Source organism: Bradyrhizobium sacchari (genome assembly GCF_002068095.1).
Lineage (GTDB): Bacteria > Pseudomonadota > Alphaproteobacteria > Rhizobiales > Xanthobacteraceae > Bradyrhizobium > Bradyrhizobium sacchari.
The window spans coordinates 364,984-381,008 of the sequence record NZ_LWIG01000026.1 but is presented as its reverse complement, the minus strand read 5'-3'; the positions used below and the strand labels follow the sequence as shown (position 1 = coordinate 381,008).

Sequence of the window (16,025 nt, the reverse complement as noted above, 5' to 3'; positions counted from 1 at the left end):
CGCTGTAGCGTCGCGGGAGCCGCGACGCAAGCTTACTCGGCGGCTTGCTTGACGCTGCCGTGCTCTGGCGTCTCGTGGCCTTCGCCGTCACCCGTGCGGCCCCAGCCCGAGAACCAGTTGTTGAGCTCATCGAGATAGAGATAGACGACCGGCGTGGTGAACAGCGTCAGGGCCTGGCTGACGATCAGGCCGCCGACCATGGCGTAGCCGAGCGGCTGGCGGATCTCGGCGCCGGTGCCGTGGCCGAGCATCAGGGGCACGCCGCCGAGCAGGGCCGCCATCGTCGTCATCATGATCGGGCGGAAGCGCAGCAGCGCGGCCTGACGGATCGATTCCGCCGGCGTCTTGTGCTCGTCGCGTTCGGCGGCGATCGCGAAGTCGACCATCATGATGCCGTTCTTCTTCACGATGCCGATCAGAAGGATGATGCCGATCAGCGCGATCAGGCTGAAGTCGAACCCGGCCGCCATCAGGATCGCGAGCGCGCCGACGCCGGCCGAGGGCAGGGTCGATAGAATCGTGATCGGGTGGATGTAGCTCTCGTAGAGAATGCCGAGGATCAGATAGACCACGACGAGGGCCGCGAGGATCAGCAGCGGCACGGTGCCGAGCGACTGCTGGAACGCCTGCGCGGTGCCCTGGAAGCTTGAATTCAGCGTCGGCGGCGCGCCGAGCTCGGCCATCGCCTTCTGCACGGCCTCGGTGGCCTGGCCGAGCGCGACGCCCTGCGCGAGGTTGAAGCTGATCGTGATCGCCGGGAACTGGCCCTGGTGGCTGATCGAGAGCGGGCGGACCGGATCGGTGGACCAGGTCGCGAAGGTCGACAGCGGCACCTGGTCGCCGGTCAGCGGCGATTTCAGGTAGAGCTTGTTCAGGCTGTCGAGATTGCCCTGCAGCTCCGGCAGGATCTCGAGGATCACCTTGTAGGTGTTGAGCTGGGTGAAATACTGCGTGACCTGCCGCTGTCCGAAGGCGTCATACAGCGTGTCGTCGATCAGCTGCGGCTGGATGCCGTAGCGCGAGGCGGTGTCGCGGTTGATCTTGAGCTGGACCGTGGTGCCCTGGGTCTGCTGGTCGGTGGCGACGTCGCGCAGCTCCGGCAGCGTCTGCATCTTGGCGAGGATCTTCGGCGCCCAGTCGTTGAGCTCGGCGAGGTCGGCGTCCTGCAAGGTGAATTCGAACTGCGTGCGGGTTGGACGTCCGCCGAGCCGGACGTCCTGGGCCGCCTGCATGTAGAGGCGGGCGCCGGACACCTTCTCGAGCTTGGGACGCAGCCGCGCGATGATCTGCTGCGCGGAGGCCTCGCGGTCGTTGCGCGGCTTCAGCGTGATGAACATGTTGCCGTTGTTGCCGGCGCGGCCGCTGCCGCCGATGTTCATCGCGATCGTGGCGACGTCGGGGTCTTCCATCACGATCTTGCCGAGCTCGACCTGGCGGCGCTGCATCTCCTTGAACGAGATGTCCTGCGAGGCCTCCGAGGTCGCGGTGATCAGGCCGACGTCCTGCTGCGGGAAGAAGCCCTTCGGGATCAGGACGAACAGGTAGATCGACAGTCCGAGCGTGGCGAAAAAGATCGCGAGCGTGGTGCGCCGCCAGGCCAGGGCATGGTCGAGGCCATATTCGTAGCCGCGCAGCATCGCATCGAAGGCGCGCTCGCTCCACTGGTAGAAGCGGCCGTGGCGCACCTCGCCGTGGGCGCGCAGGAAGCGCGAGGCCATCATCGGCGTCAGGGTCAGCGACACGAACATCGAGACGAAAATGGTCATCGCCAGCACGACGGCGAATTCGCGGAACAGGCGGCCGATGATGCCGCCCATCAGCAGCAGCGGGATCAGCACCGCGACCAGCGAGATGCTGATCGACACGATCGTGAAGCCGATCTCCTTGGAGCCGCGGAAGGCCGCCGCCATCGGCGATTCGCCTTCCTCGATATAGCGCGTGATGTTCTCCAGCATCACGATGGCGTCGTCGACGACGAAGCCGACCGCGATGGTCAGCGCCATCAGCGACAGATTGTCGAGCGAATAGCCGACGACCCACATCAGGGCGCACGCGCCAAGCAGCGCCAGCGGAACCGTGATGGTGGGGATGACCGTGGCCCAGAAGCTGCGCAGGAAGATGAAGATGACCATGACCACGAGGGCGATGGTCAGGAGCAGCGTGAACTGGACGTCCTCGACCGCGGCGCGGATGGTCGTGGTGCGGTCGCTGATGAGCTCGATCTTGATCGCGGGCGGGATCGCCGCCACGAGGCGGGGCAGGGTCGCCTTGATCCTGTCGACGGTCTCGATGACGTTGGCGCCCGGCTGCTTGAAGATCACCAGGAATACGCCGCGCTTGCCGTTGGCCCAAGCCGCCTGCTTGGCGTCCTCGGCGCCGCTGACCGCCTGCCCAATGTCGCGGATCCGCAGGGGACCGCCGTTGCGATAGGCGATGATGACGTCGTTCCAGTCCTTGGACTGGGTCAGCTGGTCGTTGGCGTAGATCGTGTAGGCGCGCTTCTCGCCGTCGATATTGCCCTTGGGGCTGTCGACCGTGGTGATCGCGATCTGGCTGCGCACGTCCTCCATCGACAGACCCTTGGCGACGAGCTTCGCCGGATCGACCTGGATGCGGATGGAAGGTTTCTGCTGGCCGCCGATGAACACCTGTGCGACGCCGGAGAGCTGGCTGATCTGCTGGGCGAGCTGGGCGTCGACCGCGTCGCTGACGCTGGTCAGGGGCAGCGTCTCGGAGGTTGCCGACAGCAGCAGGATCGGCGCGTCGGCCGGGTTGACCTTGCGGTAGGTTGGCGGCGAGGGCAGGTTCTTCGGCAGCTGGCCGCTGGCCGCGTTGATGGCGCCCTGCACGTCGTTGGCGGCGCCGTCGATGCTGCGGTTGAGGTCGAACTGGATGGTGATCGAGGCGGTGCCGAGATAACTCGTCGAGGTCATCTGGGCGATGCCGGGGATCTGGGCGAACTGGCGCTCCAGCGGCTGGGCCACCGACGAGGCCATCGTCTCGGGGCTGCCGCCCGGCAAATTGGCGGTGATCTGGATAGTCGGGAAGTCAACCTGCGGCAGCGGCGCGACCGGCAGCAGCGGATAGGCGACGAGACCGACGAAGAGGATGCCGGCCATCAGCAGCGAAGTGCCGATGGGATAACGGATGAAAGGTGCCGAAATCCCGCCCTCGGTCATTCCTGTCGCACCTTGTTCTGGGCCGGGTCCGAACTCGCCACCGCCGTCGAGACGAGGCTTCCGGGCTGCACCTTGAATTGACCGCCGGTGATCACCTGCTGCCCGGGCGTGAGGCCTTCATCGACGACCGAACGTCCGTCGATGCCGTAGCTGACCTTGATCTTGCGCACTTCGGCCTTGTTGTCCTGATTGACGGTGTAGGCATACAGGCCGTTGGTCGAATGCTGGACCGCATCATCCGGAACCACGGTCGCATCCTTCAGCGTCCGCACCAGAAGGCGCGTCGAGACCGACTGTCCCGGCCACAACGTGTGGTCCTTGTTGTCGAACACCGCCTTGAGCCGAATAGTCCCGCTCGTGGTGTCGACCTGGTTGTTGATGACCGCGAGCTTGCCCTCGGCCAGCGTCTTCTTGCCGTCGGTGGTGAAGGCGATGACCTTGAGCGCGCCGGCCTTCTGGCCTTCGCTGATATAGGGAAGCTGGTCTTCCGGCGCCGTGAAGATCACCGAGATCGGCTCGACCTGCGTGATGGTGACGATGCCGGTCTGGGTCGAGGCGTTGACGATGTTGCCGACATCGACCTGGCGCAGGCCAGCGATGCCGGTGATCGGCGCCTTGACCTGGGTGTAGTCCAGCTGGGTCTGGGCATTGGCGATTGCGGCTTCGTCGGCGGCGATCTGGGCGGTGAGCTGGGCAACGGTGGAGCGCTGGGTATCGACCCGCTGTGCGGTCGCGAATTCGCCGAGCTTCATGGCACGCTGGAGCTCGAGATTGGCATTGGCCAGATTGGCCTCGTCCTGCGCCTTTTTGGCCTTGGCCTGGTCAAGCGCGGCTTGATAGGGGCGGGGATCGATCGAGGCCAGAAGCTCGCCCTCCCTGGTGATCTGGCCCTCGGCGAAGGCGATCTTGTCGATTTGGCCGTCCACTCGGCTGCGGACCTGGACGGTGTTGAAGCCCTGAACCGTGCCAAGACCGGTCAGATAGACCGGGAAGTCGACCTTCTGCACCGGCGCCACGCTCACGGGGATGGCGGGCGCGCGAGGCGGACCTTTCTGGGCTGTCTGGGATTTTCCGGGGTCCGGCGAGCCGTATTTCTGCCAACCATAGTAACCCGCGGAGGCCACGGCCGCGAGGATCAGAATCCAGAGGATCGGCCGTGTTTTTTTCATATCGGCTCGTGTCGGCTCTTGTGCCCTAAATTACGAATTTTGGGGCAATCATTGAGTTCCAGCGCGTTTGTATAATACACGCCAAGTTCCAGTGTAAACAGCACTATCGGCTGAGAAATCTAAACAATTGGAAAGCTTTGCACTGCCTGGGCAACTCGCTGGCGCGCCGGTGTGCAGTGCTGCATTTTCCCGCTTTGGGCGATCGGCGCGTAAAAATAAGGCAGTGCTCGCAGAGGCTGTGGCGGCGCGCGGCGCGACTGGCGAAACACACCGGTCAGCCCCCGGGAACGTGCGCTTTGCAAGAACGGTTCTAAATCGCTCCGGTCCCGTTTCGGTTGTCAGGAAAATCGGCATCGTCCATATCGGCGCCGCCACACATGGAGCGCAGGATGGACGAATTGAACGGCAAGCTGATCGCGTGCCAGATTTTGATCACGGGATTGATCGCGCGCGTCGCCAACGAGCAGCGCGATCCCTTGCGCTTCCTCACCGACTTCCGCGATGAGATCAAGGCCGTGGTCAATGGCGTCAACATCGCCGGCATGGAGAGCACCGATCGTGTGCGGGCCGTCGCGCAGAAAACCGTCGACGAATTGTTCTCGCTGATGAAGCCGCCGAGCAGCGAGTGATGCAGTGAGCATGATCGCCGATTTCGCGGTATTTTTCGTGCGCGTTTTAGAACGAGTCCAATCTATCTTTAGAACCGTTTCAAACTGAAATTTAGAATCGTTTTGATCTGGACTTATTCAAGGGTTCTCGCGGCTTGCGCGCATTGACCCACTATTTTGCCGCCGATACCAACAGCCCAATCGCTCGTCGACGTGAGTGAGCGAACAAGAAGATGGGGCGTGGTGTAATGGGGCAGGTGGTCGCACCGAAGTCGTTGCGTTCGGTGGCAGCATTCAATCCGGTGGACGAAAAGTTTTCGGGCATTTCCGGCAAGAAGGTCTCGGCCGTGGCGAGCCTGATTGCGGCGGCATCGGTGTCGAGCGGCGCAGAGGCGCAGCAGTCGAACCTGCCGCCGGTGACGGTCGACGCACCCGTTCAGCGTCCGCGCCCGGTCGCTTCGAGGCCTACGCCGGATCAGGTCCGCGCCCGCAACGCGCTTCGCCGCGCCGCGCAGCGGCAGCAGGCCCAGCAAGCTGTTCCGGCGGCGCCCTCCGGCCCGGCCGACGCCAATCCTTATGCCGACCCGGCCGCGCCCTACAAGGTCGACCACGTTCAGGCCGGCGGCAAGTTTCCGGAGAAGCTCGTCGATACGCCGAAGTCGATCACGGTTCTCAGCAAGGAAGTGCTCGAGGACAAGAACGCCACGACGCTGAAGCAGGCGATCCTCAGCACGGCCGGCGTGACGCTCGGCTCGGGCGAGGGCGGCAATGCCTTCGGCGACCGCTTCTTCATCCGCGGCTTCGACGCGCGCAACGACATCTTCATCGACGGCGTGCGCGATGCCGGCGTCAGTGTGCGCGAGAACTTCTTCACCGAGCAGGTCGAGATCCTGCGCGGTCCCGGCTCGACCTTCTCCGGCCGTGGTGTCGCCGGTGGTGCGATCAACATCGTCACCAAGCAGGCGACGACGGCAAAGAGCTTCTACAACATGGACACCACGTTTGGCACCGACCAGACCAAGCGTGTCACGCTCGATGTCAACCAGGTGATCGACCCGACACTCGCCGTTCGTGCCGGCGGTCTGTTCCAGGACGCCAATGTCGCTGGCCGCGACTACGTCACTGACAACCGCAACGGCGCCTTCGTCGCCACGAGCTGGAAGCCGACCGATACGGTCAAGGTCACCGGCAACTACATCCACACTGAGCTGACCGGCCGTCCGGATTTTGGCGTGCCGTACTATCGGCCGAGCACGACGTCGACCGCCGGCGGTCCGTTCCCGGACTTCGGCGTCAACCGCAACAACTGGTATGGTTTCGTCAACCGCGACTTCTTCCGGACCGGCCAGGACATCGGCACGATCAACGCGGAAGTTCAGATCACGCCCGATCTGATGGTCAGCAACAAATTCCGCGCCTCGCGTTCGACCCAGAACTACATCGGGACGCTGCCGGAATCGCCCTCGCTGAAGGACCCGCTCTCGGCGTCGACGTTGACGTCCAACCCGCAGAGCCGTTTCCAGATCACCGATGTGCTCGCCAACCAGACCGAGGCGACCTACAAGTTCCAGGACGGGGCCGGGTTCAGGCATACCGCGCTGGCGGGTATCGAGGTCGATCGTGAGCGATCGTCGATCGACAGATATCTTGGGCTCACCTCGGAGGCGACCGGCATTCCCTCGAGCCCGTCCGGCTCGCCGAACAACACCAGCGTCTTCTTCCCCCAGAACACGTATCTGCCCTTCGGTATCCCGTCGCTGTCGGGCCTGCCGACCAAGATCAGCATCGACACCGTCAGCGGCTACGTGATGGACAGCGCGAACTATCGCGATCTGGTGATCCTCAACGGCGGTTTCCGCTACGACGACTACAGCATCAAGTCGACCGGCTATGCCGCGAACGGCGCGTTCGGGCAGCAGTCGGCGGAATTCCTGATCCCCAACTTCAACCTCGGCCTGACCTTGAAGCCGGCGCCGAACGGCAGCGTCTATGTGGCTTATGCGACCTCGGCGAATCCGGTCGGCGCTGAGTTCGACGGGACCAGCACCGCCTATGGCGGCCTCAATCCGACCCTTCCTGGCGGCAATACGCAGATATTCGGCCCCGAGAAGAACAAGGCCATCGAACTCGGCACCAAGTGGGAGCTTTTCGATCGTCATCTGCTGCTGACCGCAGCGTTATTCCAGACGACGAAAGAGAATGCACGCGAGTCGCAGAACGTTGGCAGTGCGACTGCGGCCGCCCCCCTGGGATGCGTCTATCCGACCGGGACGACGGGCAACATATCCTGCATCACCGCCGGTGCCGCCTACCGCATCCGCGGCATCGATCTCGGCGTCGGCGGCAAGATCACCGACAAATGGAGCGTGTTCGGCGGGCTCGTGCTGATGGAGTCGGAGGTCACGAAGTCGCTGGCGCCATCGGCCAACACGACCCTGTATCCGACCAATGTCGGCCGTCCGCTCGCCAACATCGCCCACCAGTCGTTCAGCCTGCTGACGAAATATCAGCTCACCGATGTCTGGGAACTGGGCGGGCAGGCGGTCTACCGTTCGAAGATCTACGGCGGCACTTTGCTCGCGGCCAACCAGGGCACATCGCTTCCGAGCTATTGGCGGTTCGACGTGTTCGCGGAAGCCAAGATCAACAAGAACTGGCAGGTCAAGCTGTTCGTGAACAACATCTTCGACAAGCGCTACTACGACGCGCTGTACCAAAGCGCTGCGCCCTTCGTGCTGGAAGCACCGGGCCGTGCCGCCTATGTGGTGCTCTCGGCGCGCTACTGATGGAGCAAGAACCAGTTTCATGCTGACATGCATCGAAAACGTTCTCAGCAAAAATGATGTGGCGGATTTCCGCCGCATCATGGACGCCAGCGAATGGGAGGACGGCCGTTCCACCGCGGGCGCGCAGTCGGCGATGGTCAAGCGCAACGAGCAACTGCCGCCGGACAGCGAGGTCGCGCGCAAGCTCGGCAACCGCATCATCTCGGCGCTGACGTCAGACCCGCGCTTCATCGCGGCGGCAGTTCCGCTCCAGATTTTCCCGCCGCTGTTCAACCGCTATGCGGCAGATAGCGGCCACCATTTCGGCCTGCATGTCGACAATGCGATCCGCGGCGACCGTCTGACCGGCCTTCGCATCCGCACAGACCTGTCGGTTACGCTGTTCCTCGCCGAGCCGGAAGAGTACGACGGTGGCGAACTTGTGATCGAGGACAGCTACGGTTCGCACGAAGTCAAGTTGCCAGCCGGCGACTGCGTGCTCTATCCCTCGACCAGCCTCCATCTCGTCACGCCGGTGACAAGGGGGACACGGGTTGCGTCTTTCTTCTGGCTTCAGAGCATGATACGGGACGATCAAGCTCGGAGCATGATCTTTGACCTCGACACCGCGATACAGGCGCTGGTGGAACGGCTCGGGCGTGACGATCCCGAAACGGTCAAATTGACGGGTATCTATCACAATCTCATTCGCTACTGGGCCGAAGTATGAAGAGCACAACCTTCCAAGCCAGCCTCGCCGCAGCCGTCCTTCTGGCGGCTGCCTGGCTCGCACCGCCTGTTTCTGCCCAGACACAAACCCAGCCGGCCGCACCGGCCCAGTCGAAGGCTCAGCCGGTCGCGCCCGCTCCGGCGGCGGCACCTTCGGCAACGGCACCTTCGGCAACGGCGCCTGCGGCTGCGCCCGTGACCGCCCCGGCGCCTGTGGCTCCCTCAGGCGCCGCGGCTCCTGCGGCCGCCGCACCGGCGGCTGCGAAGTCCGAGGCCATATCGACGGCCCCCGCCATGAAGGAATTGTCGCCCTGGGTGATGTTCATGTCGGCGGACGTCATCGTGAAGGCGGTGATGATCGGGCTCGCCTTTGCCTCGCTGATGACCTGGACGGTGCTGATCGCGAAGTCGATCGAGCTGTCGGTCGCCTCGGCCAAACTTCGCTCGGCGCTGAAGAAGATCGCGGAGGCGCGCTCGCTCGCCGAAGCCCAGATGGCGCTCGGCGCGAAGGAGGGCATCCTGCCGTCGTTCCTGGCGGCGGCCCTGCGCGAGGCGCGGATGTCGGCCGGCCTGTCCAGCGACGCCGGCATCAAGGAGCGCGCAGCCTCGAGCTTCCAGGAGATCGTGCGTGCGGAGGCGCGGCGCATCCGCATCGGCATGGGCGTGCTCGCGACCATCGGCTCGACGTCGCCCTTCGTCGGCCTGTTCGGCACGGTCTGGGGCATCATGAACAGCTTCATCGGCATCTCGAAGTCGCAGACGACCAACCTCGCTGTGGTTGCGCCCGGCATCGCCGAGGCGCTGCTCGCCACCGCGATCGGCCTCGTCGCCGCCATTCCCGCCGTCATCATCTACAATCACTTCTCGCGCGTGACGAAGAGCTATCTCGAGCTGGTCAACCGTGCCTCGGGCGCGGCGGCGCGGCTGCTCTCGCGCGACCTCGACCGCAGCCACGGCAGCGTGCATTCGCGCGCGGCGGAGTGAACCATGGCCGTCTCGCTCGCAGACAATGATGATGACGACGATTTCTCGGAAACGCATGACATCAATGTCACGCCGTTCATCGACGTCATCCTGGTGCTGCTGATCATCTTCATGGTTGCAGCGCCGCTCTCGACGGTCGATCTGCCGATCGATTTGCCGACCTCGAGCGCGACGCCGCAGAAGAAGCCGGACAAGCCGACCTATCTCAGCATCAAGCGCGATCTGACGCTTGCGATCGGCGAGGACTCCGTCCACCGGGCCGATCTGATCGCCACCCTCGATTCAATGTCCGACATGAGCAAGGACAAGTACGTCTTCCTGCGCGCCGATCGCTCAGTGCCTTATGGTGAATTGATGGGCGTCATGGAGCTGTTGCGCTCCGGCGGCTACTCACGGGTCAAGCTGGTTGCGCTGGAAGGTCCGGCCGGGCAGGCGGGAGCGCCTGCCGCAGGTGCTGCGCAGCCATAGGGATCGCCATGGGGATCGCCATGTCCAGCGCCGAGCACGAACCCAGACCATCACGGAAGCTGTGGATCCTGGCCGCGATCGCTGCGGTCGCGCTCCATGTGGGTGGGGCCGCGCTCGCGCTCGCAAACCTGAAGGCTGATGACGGTGACGAAGGGCTGGGAGCTGCGGGTGCGGAGTTCGCCGTCGAGATGACGTCGCCGCCGGCCCGAGAATCCGATATGCCGCCCGGGCCGACTGATGCCGACGAGCAGGAGGAGCGCCCGGCGCTGCCCGAGCAAAAGGCTGAGGTCAAGGAAACGGATCTTCCTCAGGATCGGCCGCAACAGGTCGAGGAGGCCGACCGGATCGTCACCGAAAACAAGCCGAAGAAGGAGCAGGAGGACGATCCCAAGCAGGCTGTCGTTGAAACGCCGGCCATGGAAGCATCGCAGAAGTCGGTTGCCATGGAGCGGCAGACCTTCGAGGACGCCACGCGCGAGGCCGAGAAGGCGATGGCGCCCGTGCTCGGCATCGGCAAGGACCTCCTGAAGCTGACCGCCGACTGGAACCGGAAGATCAGCGCGCATCTTTCGGCGCATAAGGTCAATCCGGAGGGCAAGGAGCCCAATAACCAGACGGCAAAGGTGAGCTTCGCGCTGAACCGGCGAGGCAACGTGCTGTCGGTCGATGTGGTGCAGTCGTCCGGGGACTCAGCCTACGATGCGGCCGCGATCTCCATGGTGCACAAATCGGATCCGTTCCCGACGCCGCCGGCCGCCCTGACCGAGGATCGGTTCGAACGTACCGTCGACATCGTGTTCAAGCCGCCGGACGAGAAGAAAAAGAAGAAGTCGGCTCAGGCTCAGCGCCAGTAATACCGGATCCCGACATAGACCACGACGAGGCAGGCGAAGATCAGCGCCACCGGCAGCGGCCGTTTCTGGGCTCCGGCGGCTGTGCCAGCCCCGAAAAAGCTGGTGGTCTTCGTCTTCGGTGCCGGGCGTCGGAAAGCGGTAACATTGTCCGCCGCCGGCTTGGCCTGGCGCGGGCGGACATCGGGCGGGGTTCCCCCGCCACCCATCTCGGCATAGTAGGCTCTGTAGATCGCGACGATGGTGGCCTCGGTCGCCTCGCCCTCGCTCGTCTGCGCCAGCAGGTTCTGATAGCTCGCCAGGAACTCCTGGGCCTCCGGAGGCAGTGCGGACGCCCCATTGAGCTTGGCCATCATCTTCCAGGTGGCGAAATCGGCGCGGGCACGGGTGTCCGCGCGTCGCGCGATCAGCATATCGGCAGCTTTGACCAAGTCGGCCTCTGGCCCTTCGGCGTGTCTTCGGAGTGGTCTGTTCAACTACGCATTGCCGGTCAGGAAGAGAACAGCCTGAATCACATAACCGGTCAACGTTCGCAGTATTGCTGAAATAACATCAAGATTTAGACCGAACTGCGAGCCCGCCAGCGGCAGCAGGATCAACAGCCCGATCAGGATCAGCATACCGAACGGCTCGAGTCGGGCCAGTGGCAGAGCGAGGGGGCGCGGCAGCAGCCCGACCGCGACGCGCCCGCCGTCGAGGGGCGGGATCGGCATCATGTTGAAGACGGCCAGGATCGCATTGATGAGCAGCGCATTCTTGAGGTTGTCGAAGATCCACTGCGCCGACCCCGCTGGCGCCAAGGGCAGGGCGTGCAGGGCAAGAGCCGCCGCCAGCGCCAGCAGGATGTTGGTTGCGGGCCCGGCCAGCGCCACCCAGACCATGTCGAGCCTGGGGTTATTGAGCTTGCGGAAATTCACCGGCACCGGCTTGGCATAGCCGAACAGGAACGGCGAATGCGCAAACAGCAGCATCGCTGGCAGGATCAGGGTGCCGAAGGGATCGATGTGCTTGATAGGATTGAAGCTGACGCGGCCAAGCTGCCAGGCCGTGTTGTCGCCGAGCCGGTGGGCCACGAAAGCGTGCGCAGCCTCGTGGAAGGTGATGGCGAGTACCAGCGGCAGCACCCACACCGAAAGGTCATAAAGGGAAATGTTCACGGCTCGTCCGTCCCGGTTTGCTCGCGGCCTTGCAGCCGTCCCAGCCAAACCGGTCGTGCAGCAACGCGTCAGGCCAGGATATGGGGCGCCGGTTACGTAATCCCAAGCTGTAAATGATCCGCCAGCAGGCTGCCTGCACGCGACAGGTTGCGTGCGCGGTGGAGGCGGATGTCCGCCCCCGGCAGCGGCGGCAGGCCGTCCGACAGGATATGCAGGCGAGGCGGCAGGGTGCGGGCCTTCACGACCGTCATCGCAAGCCCCTGCGCCGCGATGGCTTCTACCGCCGCAAGCGTGCAGCTGACGAAGGCGAGCCGCCATGGCAGGCCGGCGGCATCGAGGGCGTCCGCGGCCCATTGTCGGAACAGGCAGCCGGGCGGATAGAGCGCAACGGGCAACGGGTCGTGCGGCCGGACCGAATATGACGTTGCGGCGGCCCAGACCGCCTGCTCGCGCCGCAACAACTCGCCATCGCGGTGTCCTTCCGGGTGCATGGCGATGACCAGATCATAGGCCTCGCCGAGCCGTGCCGGCATCGTTGCCGTCAGCCCCGTCTCCATTTCAACCCGGATCTCCGGATGGCTTTTGGCGAATTGCGCCAGCAATGGCGGAATGACGATGGTGCCGTAGTCGTCCATCACGCCGAGGCGGACCACCGCTGCGCGCTTGCGCGTGCGGAGTGCATCGACGGCCTCTGCATTGAGGTCGAGCAGCCGCTTCGCATAGACGAGGAGTTCATCGCCTGCTGCGGTCAGCGCGATGCCGGCCCTGGCGCGCTGAAACAGTTTTGTGCCGAGCCGCTCTTCCAGGCGTCTGATCTGGACGCTGACCGCCGATTGGGTCCGGTTGAGCGTCGTGGCGGCGCGCGTGAAGGAGCGATGCTCGGCGACGGCGGCAAACGCCTTCAGGAGATCAGGATCGAGAACAGGTGGGCTCATGACGAAAGCTTATCCTGGCATGACGGAAATTCCATTCCCTGTTTCGGCGCGCCTCCTATGCTGCTTGCAAAGGCATCAACGGGGGAAAGCGTGGGCGAGATTCTTGGCGTTCTGGCTGCTATGCTGTCGAGCGCGCTGGGTGGGACTTCGATCGGCGCCACGCGCTATCTCGTCGGCAGCATCGATCCGCTGGCGATTGGCTCGTTCCGGTTCGGCATCGGCTTCGTCTTACTGCTGCCGCTGACGCTGCTGCGCGGCGATCGCTGGCCGGAGCGAGGCGACTGGGCCACCGCCGCCGCACTCGGCATTCTGTTCTTCGCGTTGTTCCCGATCCTGTTCAACGCGTCGCTGATCTTCACGACGGCCGCGCGCGGTGCGCTTGCCCTGTCAACGCTTCCTTTGTTGTCGCTCGTGATCGGTGCCGCGCTCGGCGCCGAAGCCCTGACCTGGCGCAAGTCGATCGGTGTCGTGATTGCGACGTGCGGCGTTGCGCTCGCGCTGCTCTCCGACCTCACCACGGCACCGTCAGGCGCCTGGCGCGGCGATCTCCTGATGATGGCGGCTGCGCTGTGCATGGCGCTCTACGGCATCTGGTCGAGGCCACTGATCCGGCGCTCCGGCCCGATCGCCTTCACCACGATGAGCATGGCGGCGGGGGCGGTCTGCCTGATCCTGCTCTCCTATGTCCACGGCAGCTTTTCACCGGTCGCAGGCTTCGGCACCCCGCAATGGCTGGCGGCCCTCTATCTCGGTGCCTTCGGCGCGGCGCTGACTTTCTATCTCTGGGCCTTCGCACTGGAGCGTACGACGCCCACGCGGGTCGCGATCTCGGTGACCGTTAATCCGATCACCGCGTCGCTGGTTGGCGCCTGGCTTTTGAACGAGCCGCTGCGCTGGAATCTGGCGGCCGGCATCGTCGCGGTATTTGCCGGGATCTGGATCGCGATGACGAGCGGACGCACTGAGCCGGCAAGTGCGCCTGCATCAGGTCAGGCCCGAGGTCAGGCCGGGATCGTCCCCTGATATTGCACCAGATCGTCATCGATCTTCACCCAGGCGAGCTTCTCGCTGACCCAGATGTGCTCGGTCGGCGCGAAGGCGTTGCGATCATCGAAGGTCGCGAGCGCCACGCCGGCCAGCGTGCCGTTGCGGCGCCAGGCGAACAGCCGTGTGCCGCACTGCTTGCAGAACACGCGGTCGATGTTCTCCGATGACGCGTAACGCCCGGTCTCGCCCTCGACGGTGAGCGCGCGCTGGTCGAACTGCGCGCGCGCGAAGTAGGGCGATCCCATCGCCTTCTGGCAGGTGCGGCAATGGCAGACGCGAACATTGAGCGGCTCGCCCTCGGCCTTGAACCGCACCGCGCCGCACAGGCATCCTCCTTCCCGGATCATGGTTCAAGCCACCCGCAATTCGCCGACCTGGCGCGCCATGGTCCAGTTGAGATTGTCGAGATCGCCATCCATGTCGGAATTCCCGCGTCTGGTGTTGCCCGCAATCCTCATGTCGGTCACCCGCGCAGCGCGCCAGCACCTCGCTGCGGACATGCTCGGCATAGGGCCGCCCGCTGCAACCTTCACGAAATCCCGACGACCGAATTGCATGATCCGGCCCCCCGGCGGCGAGTGCTTCAGTAGGTCGCCCGTCCACCGGAAATATCAAACACCGCGCCGGTGGAGAAGGCACAATCTTCGGATGCAAGCCAGCTCACCATCGCGGCGAGCTCTTCCACCAGCACGAAGCGCGCTTTCGGGATTTTTGACAGCATGAAGTCGATATGCTGCTGCGTCATCTGGTCGAAGATCGCGGTTTTGGCAGCCGCCGGCGTCACCGCGTTGACGAGAATGTCGTGTGCGGCGAGCTCCTTGCCGAGCGACTTCGTCAGCGCGATCAGGCCGGCCTTGGACGCCGAATAATGCGCAGCGTTCGGGTTGCCTTCCTTGCCGGCGATCGAGGCGATGTTCACGATGCGTCCGTATTTCTGCTTGAGCATTTCGGGCACGATCGCCTTGCAGACGATGAAGGGGCCGTCGAGGTTGATGCGCAGGACCTTGCGCCATTCCTCGAGGTCGGTCTCCCAGACCGGCTTGTTGATGCCGGCAATGCCGGCATTGTTGACCAGGATGTCGATCTTGCCGAAGGCTTTGAGCGTCGCATCGCGCGCCTGCTCGACGGCTGCGGTGTCGGTGACGTCGACCTTGAAGACTTTCGTCTCGCCGCCGATCTCTTTTGCGGATTTCTCGGCCAGCGCGGCGTCAAAATCCCAGATCGCGACCTTGGCGCCGGAGGCGACGAATCGTTCGGTGATGGCGCGGCCAAAGCCCTGCGCGCCGCCGGTGACGACAGCGACGCGGCCGTCAAGGTCGATCTTGTTCATGCCGGGGCCCTCTGGCGTCAGAGCATGTAGCCGCCGTCGACGACGAGGTCGACGCCGGTGGTGAAGGCGCTCTCGTCGCTGCCGAGATAGACCGCCATGGATGCGATCTCCTCGGCGGTGCCGAGCCGGCCCATCTTCTGGCGGGAGATGAACATCTCCTTGCCCTGCGGTCCCTGCGCCGCGGCGCGGTCGAGCATCGAAGGCGTCTCGACGGTGCCGGGGCAGATCGAGTTGCAGCGGATGCCCTTGGTGATGAAGTCGAGCGCGACCGCGCGCGACAGCAGCGACACCGCTGCCTTCGACGAGCTGTAGACGTAGCGGTTCGCCGGCGGCCTCAGGGCCGCGCAGGACGAGATGTTCACGATGCTGCCGCCGCCGCCCGCGATCATGTCGGGCAGGAAGGCCTTGATGGTCCGGTGCATCGACTTGACATTGAGGTCGAACGAGAAATCAAAATCCTCTTCGGAGCATTCCAGGATGGTGCCGTGGTGCACGAAGCCGGCCGCGTTGAGCAGGATGTCGATCTTGCCAATGCGCTTGGCAAAGGCATTGACGTCGGCGGTATTGCGGACGTCGAGCTTTGCGACCTCGGCGATGCCTTCCTTGATCAGGCCGGCGATGCCGGCCTCGTTGATGTCGGTGGCAATGACGGTTGCGCCTTCACGCGCGAATGCGATGGCGCAAGCGCGCCCAATGCCTGCTGCCGCAGCCGTGACGACGGCGCGCTTGCCCTTGAGGCGGTCTGCCATTTTCTTCTCCCTCGTGTTCATTCGAATGCCAAGCCCACGTCATTGCGAGGAGCC

At 64.3% G+C, this 16,025-nt stretch carries 15 protein-coding genes; 7 read left to right on the top strand and 8 right to left on the bottom strand.

Translation table 11 applies throughout. The features are described 5' to 3' along the window. Positions 1-32: 32 nt before the first annotated feature. Positions 33-3,179 carry a multidrug efflux RND transporter permease subunit gene (locus tag A5906_RS25845; RefSeq protein WP_080138065.1) on the bottom strand — a complete coding sequence of 1,049 codons (3,147 nt, stop codon included), beginning with the start codon at positions 3,177-3,179 and terminating at the stop codon, positions 33-35. Further along, complete coding sequence (locus A5906_RS25840) at positions 3,176-4,348, bottom strand: efflux RND transporter periplasmic adaptor subunit (protein ID WP_080138064.1); 1,173 nt, start codon at positions 4,346-4,348, stop codon at positions 3,176-3,178. The genes A5906_RS25845 and A5906_RS25840 overlap by 4 nt, the downstream gene beginning before the upstream one ends. A gap of 389 nt (positions 4,349-4,737) precedes the next feature. Between A5906_RS25840 and A5906_RS25835 the strand changes: the two genes are divergently transcribed. The 6 genes from A5906_RS25835 (at position 4,738) to A5906_RS25810 (ending at position 10,756) form a co-directional block, all read left to right on the top strand. Next, the gene (locus A5906_RS25835; protein ID WP_080138063.1) at positions 4,738-4,977 is read left to right on the top strand and encodes a hypothetical protein; all 240 of its coding nucleotides are present in this window, start codon (positions 4,738-4,740) and stop codon (positions 4,975-4,977) included. Positions 4,978-5,204: 227 nt separating this feature from the next. After that, positions 5,205-7,742: a TonB-dependent receptor gene (locus tag A5906_RS25830; protein ID WP_080138062.1), complete on the top strand. Its 2,538-nt coding sequence runs from the start codon at positions 5,205-5,207 to the stop codon at positions 7,740-7,742. A 19-nt stretch (positions 7,743-7,761) separates the two neighbouring features. Next, positions 7,762-8,451: a Fe2+-dependent dioxygenase gene (locus tag A5906_RS25825; protein ID WP_080138061.1), complete on the top strand. Its 690-nt coding sequence runs from the start codon at positions 7,762-7,764 to the stop codon at positions 8,449-8,451. Beyond that, on the top strand, positions 8,448-9,434 hold the full coding sequence (exbB, locus tag A5906_RS25820; RefSeq protein ID WP_080138060.1) for a tonB-system energizer ExbB: 987 nt from the start codon (positions 8,448-8,450) through the stop codon (positions 9,432-9,434). The genes A5906_RS25825 and exbB overlap by 4 nt, the downstream gene beginning before the upstream one ends. A 3-nt stretch (positions 9,435-9,437) precedes the next feature. Further along, positions 9,438-9,902 carry a TonB system transport protein ExbD gene (gene exbD, locus A5906_RS25815; protein ID WP_080138059.1) on the top strand — a complete coding sequence of 155 codons (465 nt, stop codon included), beginning with the start codon at positions 9,438-9,440 and terminating at the stop codon, positions 9,900-9,902. A 20-nt stretch (positions 9,903-9,922) separates the two neighbouring features. Beyond that, positions 9,923-10,756, top strand: coding sequence for an energy transducer TonB (locus A5906_RS25810; protein WP_080138273.1), 834 nt, complete (start codon positions 9,923-9,925; stop codon positions 10,754-10,756). Here the strand turns inward: A5906_RS25810 and A5906_RS25805 are convergent. From A5906_RS25805 to A5906_RS25795, 3 genes are all read right to left on the bottom strand, one after another. Then, positions 10,744-11,166, bottom strand: coding sequence for a hypothetical protein (locus A5906_RS25805; protein ID WP_136615505.1), 423 nt, complete (start codon positions 11,164-11,166; stop codon positions 10,744-10,746). The genes A5906_RS25810 and A5906_RS25805 overlap by 13 nt on opposite strands. A gap of 63 nt (positions 11,167-11,229) precedes the next feature. Beyond that, positions 11,230-11,910 carry a site-2 protease family protein gene (locus A5906_RS25800; RefSeq protein WP_080138057.1) on the bottom strand — a complete coding sequence of 227 codons (681 nt, stop codon included), beginning with the start codon at positions 11,908-11,910 and terminating at the stop codon, positions 11,230-11,232. A gap of 92 nt (positions 11,911-12,002) precedes the next feature. Continuing rightward, positions 12,003-12,845, bottom strand: coding sequence for a LysR family transcriptional regulator (locus tag A5906_RS25795; protein ID WP_080138056.1), 843 nt, complete (start codon positions 12,843-12,845; stop codon positions 12,003-12,005). A gap of 90 nt (positions 12,846-12,935) precedes the next feature. Between A5906_RS25795 and A5906_RS25790 the strand changes: the two genes are divergently transcribed. Beyond that, positions 12,936-13,868 (top strand): DMT family transporter, encoded by a 933-nt coding sequence (locus A5906_RS25790; protein ID WP_080138272.1) that lies wholly within the window; start codon positions 12,936-12,938, stop codon positions 13,866-13,868. On the opposite strand, the gene A5906_RS25785 is transcribed toward A5906_RS25790, so the two are convergent. The 3 genes from A5906_RS25785 to A5906_RS25775 form a co-directional block, all read right to left on the bottom strand. Continuing rightward, positions 13,847-14,239, bottom strand: a complete 393-nt coding sequence (locus A5906_RS25785) for a GFA family protein (protein WP_080138055.1) — start codon at positions 14,237-14,239, stop codon at positions 13,847-13,849. The genes A5906_RS25790 and A5906_RS25785 overlap by 22 nt on opposite strands. Before the next feature lie 236 nt (positions 14,240-14,475). Further along, on the bottom strand, positions 14,476-15,222 hold the full coding sequence (locus A5906_RS25780) for an SDR family NAD(P)-dependent oxidoreductase (protein WP_080138054.1): 747 nt from the start codon (positions 15,220-15,222) through the stop codon (positions 14,476-14,478). Positions 15,223-15,239: 17 nt separating this feature from the next. Beyond that, on the bottom strand, positions 15,240-15,971 hold the full coding sequence (locus A5906_RS25775) for an SDR family oxidoreductase (RefSeq protein WP_080138271.1): 732 nt from the start codon (positions 15,969-15,971) through the stop codon (positions 15,240-15,242). Between the last annotated feature and the right edge of the window lie 54 nt (positions 15,972-16,025).